Below are 15,989 nucleotides of genomic sequence, written 5' to 3'. Positions count from 1 at the left end.
TCTGAGCGAGTATAATATCCGCTTTAATCATTCGCCTCAATAGCTTTTTGCTTTCTGCTTTATGCTTTCTGCTATATTCGTGTATTATCCTTAACAACAACTTCTCAACATGTCTGACATTAACTTTAAGCCGTTCGTACCACCGGGCGCACAAATGAAGGAGTTCACCCTCAAATCCATTTTACTGGGTTGTATCTTCGGTATTATATTCGGCGCCGCCACTGTATACCTGGCGCTGAAAGCAGGTTTGACGGTTTCCGCTTCTATCCCTATTGCCGTTATTGCCATTACTTTAGGAAGAAAATTTTTCAACACCACCATCCTTGAAAACAATATCATCCAGACTACCGGCTCTGCGGGTGAGTCTATCGCAGCAGGTGTGGTGTTTACTTTACCTGGCTTCCTGTTCCTGAGCGACGGGGGCGGTGCACAGTTTTTCAACTACTTCACTATCCTGATTCTCGCCATCTTCGGTGGTATCCTGGGTACATTAATGATGATTCCCCTGAGAAAATCACTGATTGTAAAAGAACATAAAACCCTGCCTTACCCGGAAGGTACCGCCTGTGGCGATGTACTTATTGCCGGAGAGAAAGGAGGGGACTTCGCCAAAACAGCTTTCTACGGACTGGGCTTCGCTTTTGCCTACGCTGCTTTTCAAAAGATCTTTCATGTGATTGCGGAAACGCCGGAATACATGACCAAACAGGCCAGCAAATTTTTCCCTTCTGCCAAAATCAGTGCGGATGTTACACCAGAATATATGGGTGTAGGTTATATCATTGGTCCCCGCATTGCGGGCGTACTGGTGGCTGGTGGCGTACTTTCCTGGCTGGCACTCATTCCTTTGCTGGCATCCCTTTTACCGGCAGATGTAATTGCTACCCAACTGGTTAAAATAGGCTACCTCGCTAACCTGCAAACACCCGGCGGACAAGGGAACTGGGATCCAGTCACCCATACCTTCGCAGATTACTCGGCTGCTATATATTATGCCTATGTACGACAGATCGGCGCCGGCGCCGTAGCAGCAGGCGGTTTCATCACGTTACTGAAAACCATCCCTACTATTATCTCTTCTTTCAAAGGCAGCATCGGTGCAGTAAAAGGTAGTGCAGACAGCACCGGCGCCAAAGGAGAGGTACCAAGAACTGAAAAAGACCTTAGCCTGAAAGTGGTGTTATTTGGTAGTATTGCCCTTATCCTGTTGATGGCATTTCTGCCACAACTACCAGGCGATTCTATCGGTAAAAAATTACTGGTAGGCTTACTGGTGGTAGTATTCGGCGCATTCTTCGTTACCGTATCCAGCCGCATTGTAGGCCTGATCGGCTCTTCCAATAATCCTATTTCCGGTATGACCATCGCTACATTGATGGGTACCTGCCTCGTGTTTATTGCTGTAGGCTGGACCGGCAAAGTATATGAACCCATGGCACTCGTAGTAGGTGGTATGATCTGTATTGCTGCTGCCAATGCGGGAGGTACTTCACAGGATCTTAAATCCGGTTATATTGTAGGTGCTACACCCATGTACCAGCAGTTGGCATTGTTTATTGGCGCCATTGTATCTTCTATTGTGATTGGCTTAACCGTGAAGTTTCTGGACAAGCCTACGGCAGATATGATTGCACATGGGGTAAAAGATCATGCGATCGGCACCTCGTACTATCCGGCACCTCAGGGCACGCTCATGGCTACACTGGCAAAAGGTATTCTGTCGTTTAACCTCGACTGGCAATTTGTATTGGTAGGTGTATTCCTGTCTGTTGTGATGGAGCTGTGTGGCGTAAATTCATTGTCTTTTGCCGTAGGTGCATACCTGCCGCTGTCTACTACCTTACCCATCTTTGTAGGTGGCGCTATTCGTGGCGTGGTGGATCACAAACAAAAGAAAGCGAATAAAACAGTTTCTCCGGAAGAAGAAGAACTGGGCAAAGGCAACCTCTTTGCTACAGGACTGGTGGCCGGTGGCGCCGTGGCAGGCGTTATCATTGCCATTCTCGCCGGATTCGATTCTACTTCGGAAATACTGGCCAAATTGAATATGCAGGGATTCCTGAGCAATATATTGGGACAGGGAGGATATTACATAATAGGTTGCGCCTTTTTTGCGTTTATGGGCTGGTATTTATACCGTACCGCACGTAAAGCATAATTAGCCAACTTTTCAAGATACAGGCGATGCCGGTAAGTGGGTGTAACAATCCGTTACCGGCATTCGTTTTTGTATTTAAATGATTAATTTAGTCGCGGAATAATTAAAACTGTTTATAATATAACCTATGCGTATATTAGTCACGGCTCTGCTCAGCGCCATTGTATTGCTGACCGTTTCCTGCTCAAAAGATAAAAAAGATGATAGCCGCCAACGTAAATATGTGTCAATGAAACTGGATAACCGGATTTACCTGGCTGAAACCCCTAAAGGTATTATCTACGTTCCGGATCTGACAGACAGCGATCCCAATAATGACTTTCCCCGTATGGTAATTACCGCACAAACTTATGGAGGTGATCAGCTCTCTTTTACACTGGCTGCACCTACGCTGCCATTTACCCCCGGTACTTATCCGGCTACCAAAAAAGGGAACGGTCTCCTTATCATGCTGAATAGCAGCTACACTACCCTCACCTCCGAAGGTAGCGCCGACTTCTACATCACCATTACCCGCATTGATAATATGATGGTAGAAGGTACTTTTAGCGGTACACTGAAAGAAACCACCGGCGCAGGCGGGCCACGCGGCCTAAGAGATGGTTCTTTCAGAACAACGATTACACAGGTGAGTCAATAAGCAGAAAGCAGAAGGCATAAAGCATAAAGCTATTGAGGCGAATGATTAAAGCGAATGTATTTCACATATCCGCTTTAATCATTCGCCTCAATAGCTTTATGCTTTATGCCTTCTGCTTTCCGCTACACAAAATCCATATGGGAATACTCCTGCCGGAGAATGGCCCTGTCATCAGCACCCAGCCACTTATTTAACAGGGTCGCATATACGCTCTTAAAATCAACTTTATACTGCAAATCCCCTTCTCTCAAATTCATCAAATCTGGTCCATCGTTAATAATACCAGGCTGCTTTAAACCACCACCTACCAGGAACATGTTGTTAGCAGTGCCATGATCGGTACCACCGCTGGCATTCTGACTCACCCTGCGTCCAAATTCTGAGAAAGTCATTACCACTACATCCTGGAAGCGGTTATTTTTTTTGAGATCACCGGTAAATACCGTCAACGCATCACTCAATTGCCCAAAGAGACGCGCCTGCTGGTCTTGTTGATTCACGTGGGTATCAAAGCTGCCATGCGATACGTAATATACTTTTGTATTGATGTCGGACATAATGAGGTTCGCAATAGTTCGCATGTTCCTTCCCAACTCAGTATTGGGATATGCCTCAGTGGATTTATACGTCTTAAACTGCTGTTGAATATAAGCAGCCGAAGAAATGGTTTCTCCCATTGTTTTATACAGGTAATCAACATTACTGTGATGATCATCTGCCGGCTTGCGCTGTCGCATCAAATCCTTGAAATACATATCGTTGCTGGTACCGAAAAGCCGCGCCGGATCTGTTACTGCAAGACCTTTATCACTATGCCCTTTCAAGGCAAGACTCAACGTATCATCTATTTCCAGCGCCTGTGTAGGTCTGTCGCAGCCTTTACACTGCGCATCCAGGTAACGTCCTATCCAGCCATCAGACCAGTATTCGTTGGACTGGCTGGCAGAATGCCAGATATCCATGGAACGAAAATGCGACCGGTCCGGGTTGGGATATCCTACGTTATTAAGAATGCCCAGGCAACCATCATCGTACAACCCTTTCAATCCTTTTAGGGCAGGATGTATACCCAGGTTATCGTCCAGCCGCAACGCCACGTCTTTCTTGATTCCCAATTGCGGACGCATCATATAGTAAATATCATTCCGGTAAGGAATAATCGTATTTAGTCCATCGTTGCCACCGGATAATTGGATCACTACCAATACCTTATTGCCCGGAGGCACCAGGGCGCCGCGTTCCAGCGCTTTCAGAAATTTAGGCATCATCATGGCTGCAGAAGCCAATGACCCTACCTGTAAAAAACGACGCCTGTTGAGAATCAGCATAGCTATTAGCTTTTAGGGATTAGCTTCCAGCTACCCGCTCCGCTTATTAAAGGCTAAAAGCTGATAGCTAAAAGCTAACGGTTAACACAATTGATATTCCGGTGTGCTCATTACATCAATGGTCACGGTTTTAATATAGTTTTCGCGGCTGCTGCTATCAGCATACTTCTCCAGCATGGGCCGGTTAATCTGGTTGGTTTGTTGTAGCAGTATACCCGCAATTTCGTTGGCCAGGTTTTCACGGGGCACATCGTTGAAGCCCTGTATATAAGGGTTCCAGTCGATGGTAGCTTTCACTTTCTTCGAAAATTGATTCTTGAGAAAATCATTGATTTGCAGTGTCATCTTATAATTATTGCCTTCTCCCATTTCCGGTGTCAGTTCTTTCGGCATCACATTAAATGCCTGGGAATATAAAATAACCTGTGGTACCCGCAGCCGGAACATCAGGCTGGAACTATCTATCCAGCTACGCCCGCCAGGCCAGCCGGCTACATTAGGTGGATAAAAAAGCAGTTGTCCCAACACACGTTGAAACAATAACATGGTTTCTTCTTTTTCGAAAGTCATGGGAATGGTGCGACGAATGCCCACCAGCAGCTCTATCGGCGATTTAATACGGTTCCCTACAATGCTGCTGTCATAAAACCAGTCGGCCATAAATATCTCCTGCATCAATGATTTGATCTTATAGCCGGAGTTGTAAAATTTATCCGCCAATGCCTGTATACGGCCCTGGTCGGGTATTTCACTAACAAAATATTGATAAACTTTTGCTGTAATAAACCTGGCTGTCTGCTTTTGCTCCAATAGTATTTTCAGTACATCATCTCCATTAAAATTTCCCTGTTTACCAAGGAATGTTTTGATGCCGTCATCATGTTGCTTTTCGCGGAATACGAAATTGTTATTCTCGTCAAATCCCCATCCGGTGAAGGCCCTGGCGCCTTCCTTCACATCTTTTTCTGAATAATTACCTCTGCCCAACGTGAATAACTCCATTACTTCGCGGGCGAAGTTTTCGTTAGGATGTTGCTTACGGTTCTGCTGATTATTCAGGAACTGCAGCATAGCAGGACTTTTAGACACAGCACTTAACAGCTCTCCGAAATCGCCGAGGGCATTATCCCTGATAACACTCAGCAGTTGTTGATTGTATAATACATTTTCTGTACGGCAGGCAAAATGTCCATGCCAGAAAAGGCTCATTTTTTCCCGCAGCGGATGTTCAGTCCTGATCATGGAGTTTACCCAGGCCACGTTGAGGTCTTTGATACCCTGGGTATTCATCTGTTGCACTTTCTTGCGTTCTTCCGGCGTCATATCTTTACGCTTCTTAGCATCCGGAAAATCATCTGCATCCATTACGTCCACAGAAGCCATTGGCTTCCTGGTGTGTCCGATGAGCACTTTATTCACGAGTCCTTTTCGGCTACGACTATCCCAATCTGTGATAACGGGCAGGGTTTCTCCAAAGCCAGCGCGCCAGGCAAGGTGTTGCAGCTGAATTTTGTGGGCAACTTCGGCCATAAGCATTAATTTATAATAAGACTATTAAATGGAGTATGGGTTTAACGGGTGAGCGCATGTGCACGGAAACCGGCTACTGCGGAATATTTGCGGTGTTAACGTATATGCCTGACTGTTGGAGATGAAAAACCGCTTAGCGAAATTTCCACACTTGATAACTATTCCCTTTTTCAAAAACATTGTCTTCCAGTGGCAGGGTTAAAAAGGCATCCGCTTTTAACAAACTGGCCAGATCGCCGGAACCCTGGTAAGGCTGCGGAATAGCGATCATCCTGCCATCCGACAATGACTGCAGCTTTACCGGTAAATAATATTCCAATGCCGCATCAAAAACCACTTTTTCTGATAACTGTGCATAGGCGGGTGCCGGCAAAGCGGCGCCCATAGCGGCGTTTATCCAGGATTGTACATACCGGTAAAAACACATAAATCCCGATACGGGATTACCGGGTAAGGCAAACACTACCGGACCATTGCTAAAGCGCCCGAACAGGAAAGGCTTTCCGGGCCGCTGTTGTACTTTATGAAATACCTGTTGCATGCCCAATTGTTGCAATACAGTTGGGAGATAATCATATTTACCGGCACTCACTGCTCCGGAGCTGATCCAGATATCTGTTTCTGCCAGCAGTGCCTGCAGTTGGTCTTTCATAGCGGCTTCTTCATCCGGCAGATGTATATAACGGGCTTTAATGCCCATCTGTTCCAGTGAAGCCAGCATACTGTACACGTTAGACATCCTCACCTGGTGCAATGCGGGCGTAGCGTGTACCGGCACCAACTCATTGCCGGTGGCTATGAGTACCACCCTGGGTAGCTTACTTACCTTCACCCTCGTTTTCCCTACAGTGGCCAGCACTCCCGCTTCAGCAGGGCCAATGAGCGTACCCGTGGGAATGAGTACCGCACCGGTAGCGATGTCTGATCCTATTCTATGAATGTTCTGTCCTTTTTTTACCGCTTTATGTACAGTGAACCGCCGGAATCCTTCATGCTCGGAAGCTGTGAGGTGTTCGTAAGGAATGACGGTATCCGTCATATCCGGCAAAATGGCGCCGGTCATCACTTCTATGCAGTTAGCGGTATTGGAAAGCTGCAACTGCGGTGTACCCGCTGCCTGTACATCTTCCACGCCAAAAATATGTTGCCCCCGTGCAAAACTTTCGTAATTCACAGCAATGCCATCCATCGTAATCCGGTCGAATGGCGGGAAAGGCCTGTCGGCCAGTATTGGCTCCCGCAAAATACGGCCGGTAGCGGATTCGAAAGGTACGGTTTCCGTACCCAGGTCCCGCACAGTTTGCATCACGGCGTTAAATGCAGCAGCAACAGTCAACATCATTTTGAATTACTTTTGTAAAAGGTGAATTGCTTTAAATTTATGCTTTTATGTCCAATGAATCAAGTGGTGGTTTTTCCCACCTGAACGAAACCGGTCAACCCGCAATGGTAGATATCAGTGGCAAACTGGATACTTATCGTATAGCCATTGCCGAGAGTCGCGTTTTTTTACCGCAGGTAGTGCGTGATCAATTCCAGGGACACGATATACAAACCCGCAAGGGTGGCGTATTTCAAACCGCCATCATTGCAGGCATCATGGCGGCTAAAAAAACTCCGGAGCTCATCCCGCTTTGTCATACCTTACTGCTGGATGGCTGCGATGTAAACATACAACTGGAAGATAGCGAAGCTGTGATCCGTTGTACCGTAAAAACCACCGGCAAAACAGGTGTGGAAATGGAAGCCCTCACCGGCGCTAGTATAGCCGCACTCACGATTTATGATATGTGCAAGGCTTTGACACAGGAGATGGTAATACGGGAAACCAAACTGATCAGCAAAACAGGCGGCAAACATGACTATACAAGATAATGCTCCCTTAAAAGGACTGGTACTCTGCGGTGGGTTTAGCACCCGCATGCAGGAAGATAAAAGCAGCATTGCCTATCACGGCATGCCGCAATGGCAATATTTGGTCCACCTGCTACAATCATTACTACCTGAAGTATATATTTCCTGCAGAGAAGAACAACGAACGAATTTTAACGCTTATGCTCATCTCATACCCGATAGTGTATCCTATGGCGGTCCTTCTGCCGGGTTACTCAGCGCACATGCGTTACAGCCCAACACTGCCTGGCTGGTAATTGCCTGCGACCTGCCACTGATCAGCCGGCAAAGCCTGGAATTATTGCTACAGTCGAGGGATACCGGTAAGGCGGCCACTACTTTTGTAAGCCCGTTTAACCAGCTACCGGAGCCATTAATAGCCATATGGGAACCTGCCGGGTTAGCACTCCTGGAGCAGAATGTAGCCGCCGGCAAAAACTGTCCGCGCAAAACCATGCTGAACACGGATATTGCCCTGCTGGAAAATCCTTATGCCACCGAGCAATTCAATGCCAATACCCCGGAGGAAAAAGCCACTGTATTTTTAAATTTGGGATTGTAGGGAGACAGGATCCTTTTTATGCAGGAACGTATTTAGTCGAAACATCGCGTCCGGCGCGTATTTCCGCTTATACGCCGATTTCTCCGTCTGCAAAAAACTCTTTTTTCCAGATAGGTACTGTTTCTTTCAAGGTATCTATTACATATTCACAGGCATCAAAGGCAATACCACGATGCGCAGACGCTACGGCTATCACCACTGCAATGTCCCCAGGGTATTTGTCTCCCACCGCATGCAGCATAGCCAGTTTCTGTATAGGCCACTTTTCTTTGACCTGCGCGGCAATTTTTTCCATTTCGGAAATGGCCATTGCTTCATAACATTCATAAAACAGTTTCAGCACCGCTCTTTGCTGTGTGTGATTCCGTACTGTACCGCTAAAGATAACCTGGCCGCCACATTCCGGCGACTGTATAAAATCCAGTGCTTCCTGCACGGTAATCACTTCTTTGATATTAACTAATACTTCCATTTTTTCGCTGCTAAAACTACAAACTATTTTTACCCGTCATCATCGCCTCAACCGCCGCTTACCGGCGGAATCACGGCTATTTCATCCTGGTCGCTGAGGGCCTGCATATCAACGGCATAACTGCGATTGACTGCTATCATCATAGATTTCAACTGTTGCAGGGAAGGGTATACTTCATAGAGCCAGGCCTTCAACGCCCCTACGTTATTGACATGTGCGGGTTTTTCCAATACCGGTACCCCGGCAATATCCTTTGCTGCTCCAAACAATAATATCCCCATAGTCGTTAAATTGTTGGTTAAAACTACAATATAGCCCCGATAAAGTAGTAATTTTAATACCGGGGCTTAAATCATTTTTTATGAAAATACGGTTAAGAGGCAATAGCATCAGGTATCGCCTGGATAAGACAGATGTAGAACTACTGGAAACAACCGGTAAAGTGGAATCTATCACCCACATAGGTGCTGGTACCCTGCATTTTTGTGTTCGCGGAAAAGATATCACGGATCCGGTGATTAAGCTGGAACATGATGGCGTGCACCTGTTATTGCCCAACACCCGTCTTACTGAATGGTATGCCCCGGAGCAGGTAGGATTTGAGCTGATACTGCCCAACACCGACGGATCAGAACTGAAAATACTGGTAGAAAAAGATTTCAAATGCCTCACTGAAAGAGACGAAGACGAAAGTCAGTCGTTCGATAACCCAATGGCTGGCCAAAATTGCTGATAGAAATGCTCACAGATGCCCATCATCGCACTATTGATTACGTCAGGCTATCGGTAACAGACCGGTGCAACCTCCGCTGCACTTACTGTATGCCGGAGAACATGCGTTTTGTGCAGCGGGCATCCCTGTTAACAGACCAGGAGATCATTTCCCTGTTGCAAATACTTGCCGCAGCGGGCATTTCCAAAGTAAGAATTACCGGCGGCGAACCTTTCCTTCGACCAGGTTTGATGACGCTGCTGGAAAAAATAAAGTCCATACCAGGCATCCGGGAAATTGCCATTACTACCAATGGCGTGCTCACGCAACCCTTTATTCCGGCATTGCAGCAACTGGGCATTACCAATATCAACCTGAGCCTGGATACCTTGCAGGCAGCGCGTTTCACACAAATTACCCGGCGCAACCGCTTTACTACGGTCATGGATACACTCCATAGTTTACTGCTGCACCATATGCATGTAAAAATAAATGCCGTGGTAATGGAGAACGTAAATACCGATGAACTAACCGCGTTCACGGCGCTCACCCGCGACAATGCACTGTCTGTCAGGTTTATAGAAGAAATGCCCTTCAATGGCCAGGGACATAGCTTTTCCGGCATCACGTGGAACTATCATAAAATATTGGATACTATCAGTGACGTATATACGCTACAGAAAATTAATGACGCCCCACACGCCACTTCACTCAACTACAGCATCCCCGGGCACAAAGGCACCATTGGCGTGATTCCCGCTTATAGTCGTACGTTTTGCGGCACCTGCAACCGACTTCGTATATCCGCTACCGGTAGTGTAAAAACCTGCCTCTATGGCAACGACGTATTGCATGTAAAGGAGCTGCTGCAGCACGATATCTCACAAGTACTACCCGCGATACAAAATGCCATCCATGGCCGGTTTGCAGATGGATTCGAAGCAGCACGGCATCATACCGAAAAAAATATGGAGAGTATGTCTGTAATAGGAGGTTAACTTATTTAATCAACATTCTCACGCCTGCATATAAAATTAAAATCGCCGTAGCACCCGCCACCCATCTTGGTTTCAATATTTTCGCACTAAGCAGCGCGCCTATTTGTCCGCCGGCAATTACCGCCAGCAGCAAAGGTCCTGTGAATTTCCAGTCAAACACAATCGCATGTTTGGCGGCTTGTCCGGCTAAACCGGCAACAGAGTTCACCAGGATAAAAAAGCTGCTTAACCCGGCAATATTTTTAGCGGTATCATACTTGCCCAAACGCAGTACAGGCGATAAGTAAATACCGCCGCCAATACCTGTCATACCGGATAACAAACCAATGACACCACCAATAATCCCATAGGCCATGCCTTTGTCTTTATCAGCAGGAATAATCGGTTCCTCTTTTTCAAAAAACAACCGGTAACACATCACCAGTGCAGCCAGCGTGAGTGCAATGCCCAGCACCAGGAAGAAAGTGGCCTGCTTCATAGGCAAATAACTACCCAGGAAAGCCAGCGGGACACTCACCAACGACAACTGCCACGCTTTCTTCAGCGGCAGATGTCCGCTTCTGTAAAAATGATACACCCCGCCAATCACTACTGCCACATTACATAGCAGTGCTGTGGATTTCATCAGTTGAAAATCCACGCTCCACAACGCCAGGATAGCCAGGTAGCTGGAACCACCACCAAAGCCGGCTGCCGAATAGGCCAGCGCCACCAGGAAAAAAAGTAAACAGAGTTCTGTGATCACAGTTAATAGGTTTGCATCTGGTCATCAATGGCACAAGCCCAGGCATGGATACCGCCTTCTACATTGTATACCTGGTTGAAGCCCAGGTCTGTTAAACGTTGCGCTACGGCGCGGCTACGCATGCCGTGGTGACAAAGCACCGCAATCGGCGCATCGGCCGGCAAAGCGGCCGTTTGCTGTAATACACGCCCCATCGGGATATGCACGGATTGTGAAATATGACAGATTTCCCATTCATCATCTTCCCGCACATCCAGCAACATAAAGCGGGTATCTTTCTGCAGCCATTCCGCTAATTGCTCTACTGATAAGGACTGTACACTATTCATTTCGCAAACCGTTTGTTGATAATTGTGTTGCAGCGTAGTCAGTTGACGATTGGCCGCTATCGGTGTAATATTAAACACCATTTGGGTATTATGCAAGGTATCTATTGTCAGCAGTTGATTACGCAGCGGCGTACCGATGCCGGTAATCACTTTCACAGTTTCGTTGGCCTGGTAACAGCCAATGAGCCCGGGTAGCACACCCAGCACACCGATGTCATTACAATTCAGCATTTCCCCGCTTTCCGGCGCTTCCGGGAAAATGCAGCGATAGGTAGCGCCCTCCTGGTAGTTAAACACGCTCACCTGTCCTTCGTACTTGTAGATAGCACCATACACCAGCGGTTTGCCGGTAATTACGCAGGCATCATTCACAAGATAGCGGGTACCAAAGTTATCGGAGCAATCCACTATTACATCATAGGCGCGGAACAAGTCCAACGCATTATCCGTTGTGAGCCAGGTATCATGTACAATATGTTTTACTTCGGGATTCAGTTGCTGCAGGCGGGTAGCGGCTGTCTGTACTTTAGATGCACCCTGGTCGGCGGTAGTATACAGTACCTGCCGCTGCAGGTTGGTTACATTCACCGTATCGTGCTCCACTATTCCGATAGTTCCCACACCCATGGCGGTGAGGTATTGCAATACCGGTACGCCGAGGCCACCGGCGCCGATTACGAGTACTTTCGCCTGTTGCAGTAATGCCTGTTTCTGTGGTCCAAATCCTTCCAAACGGGTCTGACGGTCATATCGGTCCATGCTGAATCATTTAGACGTTAAAATTAATCGTATTCGGGGGAAATTACGGTAATGGTTTTATTTGGAGGAACATCGTCACCAGGTCGGCATAGGCCCCATTCTTCAGCAAAATTGCCGCTGGCTGACGTCCGCACTCCTGGAAACCAAAGTTGCGGTACAATTGCATGGCTTTTTCATTCGGTGAAAAAACATGGAGATAAATCATGGCCAGTCCGGGGCGTCCTTCGGCCCAACGTAACATAGCCGTGATCAACCGGCGACCGATGCCCATATTTTGCCAGGGGCGCTCCACAGCAATGCCCATTTCGGCCGTATGAGCTTTCTTATGCAAACCACTGTGATTCACATTAATAGAGCCTATAATGCGACCTTTAACGGTAGCTACCAGCAGTAACTGGTGCGGATTATCAAGATAGGAATGAATGTAATCTTCTTCAGAGCGGATATCCAGCTCCAACGATTCGGAGTGGGTAAAAAGCAGGTTATCCGTTTCCGCCGTCAGGCGCTGAAAGCTGGCTAGCAAAGCGGCGGCATCATTGATTTCGGGAGGACGAATGATGAGTTCATCGCCGTTGGGCAGGAAATGTTTCATAAAACGGGTGCTTTGAGCAAGCATTACTAATAATGAATTACGGATTTGCAAGGAGATAGTAAACGCGTGATCCGCTATTATCTTCACACAAATCCGTAATTCGTAATTTGTAATTCGTAATTCCTTATATCATATGGCTACCATAATAGCTCTGCAGCGCAGTGGGTACCTGTATGCCTTCTGCAGTCTGGTTATTTTCCAGCAGGCAGGCCAGGATGCGCGGCAATGCCAGGGAGCTGCCGTTCAGGGAATGTACCAACTGTGGTTTGCCATTATTTTCTTTGAAACGTATTTTCATGCGGTTCGTCTGGTAGGCTTCGAAGTTGCTCACAGAGCTTACTTCCAGCCATTTCTGCTGCGCCGCGCTGTATACTTCAAAATCGTAGGTGATGGCAGACGTAAAGCTCATATCACCTGCGCATAAACGCAGTATACGATAAGGCAGTTCCAGCTGATTCAGCAGGTTTTCAACATGTGCAATCATTTCATCCAACGCCTCGAAAGACTTATCCGGATGCACCAACTGTACAATTTCTACTTTATCAAACTGGTGTACCCGGTTTAATCCACGTACATCTTTACCATAAGATCCTGCCTCACGGCGGAAACAAGGCGTATAGGCCGTCATCTTGATAGGCAGATCCGTATCCTTTACAATTTCATCACGGTAGATATTTGTTACCGGTACTTCTGCTGTAGGAATGAGGTAGTAGTTATCTTCTGTGGCATGATACATCTGGCCTTCTTTATCCGGCAACTGACCGGTACCATAGGCAGATGCTTCATTTACCAGGTAAGGCGGTGCATACTCGGTATACCCATTAGTAGTGTTGTAATCCAGGAAATATTGGATCAGTGCACGCTGCAAACGGGCACCCTTGTTTTTGAACACCGGGAAACCACTGCCGGTAATTTTATTACCCAGCTCAAAGTCAATCAGGTCGTACTGTTTAGCCAGGTCCCAGTGAGGAACAGCACCATCGTACAAGTCGGGGATTTTACCACCACTGCGCACTTCCTCGTTTTCCTCCGGAGTTTTGCCGGCAGGTACCATCGCAGCCGGCAGGTTCGGGAGTTTTACCAGTGCATCATGCAATGCTTTCTCAGTAGCATTCAGTTCATCATTCACCGGTCCGAGACGTTCTTTCAAAGCGGCTACTGCTGCGCGTTGTGCTTCTCCTTCTTCCTTTTTCCCCTGGCTCATCAGCTTACCTATTTCTTTGGATAAGCTATTTACCTGCGCCTGTGTATCATCGTATTCAAGGGTTAATTTCTTGCGTTTGTCGTCCAGTGCCAGCACTTCTTCTACTACATCGAGGTCTTTAAAGTTTTTAAAGGCCAGACGCTCTAAGACAAACTCTTTATTTTGACGTATAAACGGTACTTGTAACATGTGGTTTTGTTCAAATTTTAGCAAAGATAGAAAAATAGCTTTTAGCTTTTAGCCATTAGCTTTTAGCAAATGCAGCAAATAAATAATGTAATCTCCGCTGTATTTGCTAAAAGCTAAAAGCTAATGCCTGGCAGCTTGTTCAGCTCAGATATTTACCCACTATCGGCATTCTTCTTCCTACACCAAAGGCTTTGGAAGATACCCGGATAATGGGGCAGAATTGATTCCGCTTGTATTCATTGGTATTTACCATTTTTAAGGCCCGCGAAACCAATGCCGAGTCAAAGCCCTTTGCTACTATTTCTTTAGGTCCCTGACGGCGCTCTATGTACTGATAGAGGATTTTATCGAGTATGGCGTAATCCGGTAAGCTGTCGCTGTCTTTCTGATCAGGACGCAACTCTGCGGATGGTGCTTTGTCAATAATATTCACCGGTATAATTTCCTTATGCCGGTTAATATACCGGGCCAGTGAATACACCTGCATCTTGTACACATCTCCTAAAACAGATAACCCTCCGGCCATATCTCCATATAAGGTACCATAACCGGTAGACAGCTCACTTTTATTAGAAGTATTCAGCAGGATATACCCAAATTTATTCGATAATCCCATCAGCAGGTTACCACGGATACGGGATTGCGTATTTTCTTCTGCCACGTTAAATGGTAAACCCTTGAAATACGGTTCCAGTGTGGTCAGGAAGCTTTCGTAAATATTATTGATACGAATGATATCATAAGGGTTGCCCAGGTTCTTTGACAAGGCTACGGCATCATCTACAGAATGTTCCGTAGAGTAGGGCGATGGCATCAGCACAGCCCTAACGTTATCTTTACCCAGTGCATCGCAGGCAATAGCCAGGGTAACTGCGCTGTCGATCCCGCCTGAAGATCCGAGGATCGCCCTGGTAAAACCCATCTTCCCAAAATAATCCCGGATACCCATCACAAGGGCATCATAAATGCGATCAATATTATGGTCAAACAACAATTCAGTTAAAGGAGCCTCTTCTCCGGGCTTCACAGGCGGCAACGGGCTGTTTGTCAGCTCTTCCAGCGTAATAGCACCCATAGCTTCCTCAAAGTAAGGCAACTGCTTTACAATATTGCCTTTCCCATCATAGATAAGGGACCCACCGTCAAATACTATTTCCGTCTGAGAACCAACGGTATTACAGTATAGCATTGGTAACTTATACTTTAATACATTGGCAAGAATGATGGCCTTCCTATCTTCGTCGTGCTCATAATCAAAGGGAGAAGCAGAGAGGTTAATCATCACATCCGGTTCCTGTGCAATCAGCTGATCCATCGGACAGATGCGGTATAGCGGGTTATCACCCAGGTTCCAGATATCTTCACAAATTGTTACTGCCAGCTTTTTGCCTTTGAAAGGAATGATGTTCCATTCGTAGGCGGGCTCAAAGTAGCGATATTCGTCAAATACATCGTAAGTAGGCAACAGTGTTTTGTGAACTACCTGCTTAATCTCTCCTTCATATAAAAACCAGGCAGCATTAAACAGGTCCTTGCCTTCCCGCTGCGGGTTGTGGGCAGGTGCACCTACTAATACGGCGATATCTTTTGTATGTGTTTTAATTACATCAATAGCATGGTGACATTGTGCAATAAAATCTTCAAATTCCAGGAAATCACGTGGAGGGTATCCACAAACACATAATTCGGAAAACACTACCAGATCAGCACCTTGCCCTTTGGCAGCATTAATACCTTCGATGATTTTGGCTGTATTTTTCTCAAAATTGCCGATATGATAATTCTGTTGTGCCAGTATAATTTTCATAAATATTTTTTTAAACAGAAAGCTGAAAGCATTAAGCTAAAAGCTTTTGAAGCGAATACCATAGCTAAAAG

16 protein-coding genes are annotated in these 15,989 nt (G+C 46.5%); 6 read left to right on the top strand and 10 right to left on the bottom strand.

The genetic code is table 11. The annotated features are described in order from the left end of the window. The first annotated feature begins 109 nt into the window (after positions 1-109). Both J7623_RS11690 and J7623_RS11685 read left to right on the top strand, forming a co-directional pair. On the top strand, positions 110-2,158 hold the full coding sequence (locus J7623_RS11690; protein ID WP_291920401.1) for an oligopeptide transporter, OPT family: 2,049 nt from the start codon (positions 110-112) through the stop codon (positions 2,156-2,158). A 127-nt stretch (positions 2,159-2,285) separates the two neighbouring features. Beyond that, entirely contained in the window at positions 2,286-2,798 is a 513-nt protein-coding gene (locus J7623_RS11685; protein WP_291920399.1) for a hypothetical protein, read from the top strand. A gap of 122 nt (positions 2,799-2,920) precedes the next feature. On the opposite strand, the gene J7623_RS11680 is transcribed toward J7623_RS11685, so the two are convergent. The 3 genes from J7623_RS11680 to J7623_RS11670 all read right to left on the bottom strand — a co-directional run bounded on the left by J7623_RS11680 (position 2,921) and on the right by J7623_RS11670 (position 6,998). After that, positions 2,921-4,126 carry a DUF1501 domain-containing protein gene (locus tag J7623_RS11680; RefSeq protein ID WP_291920397.1) on the bottom strand — a complete coding sequence of 402 codons (1,206 nt, stop codon included), beginning with the start codon at positions 4,124-4,126 and terminating at the stop codon, positions 2,921-2,923. A gap of 81 nt (positions 4,127-4,207) precedes the next feature. Further along, positions 4,208-5,656: a DUF1800 domain-containing protein gene (locus J7623_RS11675; protein ID WP_291920395.1), complete on the bottom strand. Its 1,449-nt coding sequence runs from the start codon at positions 5,654-5,656 to the stop codon at positions 4,208-4,210. 133 nt (positions 5,657-5,789) lie between these two features. Beyond that, entirely contained in the window at positions 5,790-6,998 is a 1,209-nt protein-coding gene (locus J7623_RS11670; RefSeq protein ID WP_291920394.1) for a molybdopterin molybdotransferase MoeA, read from the bottom strand. Positions 6,999-7,045: 47 nt separating this feature from the next. On the opposite strand from J7623_RS11670, the gene moaC reads away from it, so the two are divergent. Further along, a complete protein-coding gene (gene moaC, locus J7623_RS11665; protein ID WP_291920392.1) occupies positions 7,046-7,531 on the top strand; it encodes a cyclic pyranopterin monophosphate synthase MoaC in 486 nt (161 codons plus the stop codon). Further along, positions 7,515-8,111 (top strand): NTP transferase domain-containing protein, encoded by a 597-nt coding sequence (locus J7623_RS11660; RefSeq protein ID WP_291920390.1) that lies wholly within the window; start codon positions 7,515-7,517, stop codon positions 8,109-8,111. The genes moaC and J7623_RS11660 overlap by 17 nt, the downstream gene beginning before the upstream one ends. Positions 8,112-8,178: 67 nt before the next feature. On the opposite strand, the gene J7623_RS11655 is transcribed toward J7623_RS11660, so the two are convergent. Further along, positions 8,179-8,583, bottom strand: coding sequence for a molybdenum cofactor biosynthesis protein MoaE (locus J7623_RS11655; RefSeq protein ID WP_291920388.1), 405 nt, complete (start codon positions 8,581-8,583; stop codon positions 8,179-8,181). 47 nt (positions 8,584-8,630) lie between these two features. Beyond that, positions 8,631-8,864, bottom strand: a complete 234-nt coding sequence (locus tag J7623_RS11650; protein ID WP_291920386.1) for a MoaD/ThiS family protein — start codon at positions 8,862-8,864, stop codon at positions 8,631-8,633. Positions 8,865-8,944: 80 nt separating this feature from the next. Here J7623_RS11650 and J7623_RS11645 point away from each other — a divergent pair, with 80 nt between their 5' ends. Together J7623_RS11645 and moaA are read left to right on the top strand one after the other, a co-directional pair. After that, positions 8,945-9,316: a hypothetical protein gene (locus J7623_RS11645; protein ID WP_291920384.1), complete on the top strand. Its 372-nt coding sequence runs from the start codon at positions 8,945-8,947 to the stop codon at positions 9,314-9,316. 5 nt (positions 9,317-9,321) lie between these two features. After that, positions 9,322-10,293, top strand: a complete 972-nt coding sequence (gene moaA / locus J7623_RS11640; RefSeq protein WP_291920382.1) for a GTP 3',8-cyclase MoaA — start codon at positions 9,322-9,324, stop codon at positions 10,291-10,293. 1 nt (position 10,294) lies between these two features. Here the strand turns inward: moaA and J7623_RS11635 are convergent, their stop codons facing one another. The 5 genes from J7623_RS11635 to J7623_RS11615 all read right to left on the bottom strand — a co-directional run bounded on the left by J7623_RS11635 (position 10,295) and on the right by J7623_RS11615 (position 15,918). Further along, the gene (locus tag J7623_RS11635) at positions 10,295-11,038 is read right to left on the bottom strand and encodes a sulfite exporter TauE/SafE family protein (RefSeq protein ID WP_291920380.1); all 744 of its coding nucleotides are present in this window, start codon (positions 11,036-11,038) and stop codon (positions 10,295-10,297) included. A 2-nt stretch (positions 11,039-11,040) separates the two neighbouring features. Next, positions 11,041-12,126 (bottom strand): HesA/MoeB/ThiF family protein, encoded by a 1,086-nt coding sequence (locus J7623_RS11630; RefSeq protein ID WP_291920378.1) that lies wholly within the window; start codon positions 12,124-12,126, stop codon positions 11,041-11,043. A 43-nt stretch (positions 12,127-12,169) separates the two neighbouring features. Next, on the bottom strand, positions 12,170-12,718 hold the full coding sequence (locus tag J7623_RS11625; RefSeq protein WP_291920377.1) for a GNAT family protein: 549 nt from the start codon (positions 12,716-12,718) through the stop codon (positions 12,170-12,172). 124 nt (positions 12,719-12,842) lie between these two features. Beyond that, a complete protein-coding gene (serS, locus tag J7623_RS11620; protein ID WP_291920375.1) occupies positions 12,843-14,111 on the bottom strand; it encodes a serine--tRNA ligase in 1,269 nt (422 codons plus the stop codon). Positions 14,112-14,250: 139 nt separating this feature from the next. Further along, complete coding sequence (locus J7623_RS11615; protein ID WP_291920373.1) at positions 14,251-15,918, bottom strand: NAD+ synthase; 1,668 nt, start codon at positions 15,916-15,918, stop codon at positions 14,251-14,253. Positions 15,919-15,989 lie beyond the last annotated feature (71 nt).

The organism is Chitinophaga sp. (genome assembly GCF_017745275.1).
Taxonomy (GTDB): Bacteria; Bacteroidota; Bacteroidia; order Chitinophagales; family Chitinophagaceae; genus Chitinophaga.
This window is presented reverse-complemented; position numbering and strand designations above follow the sequence as displayed.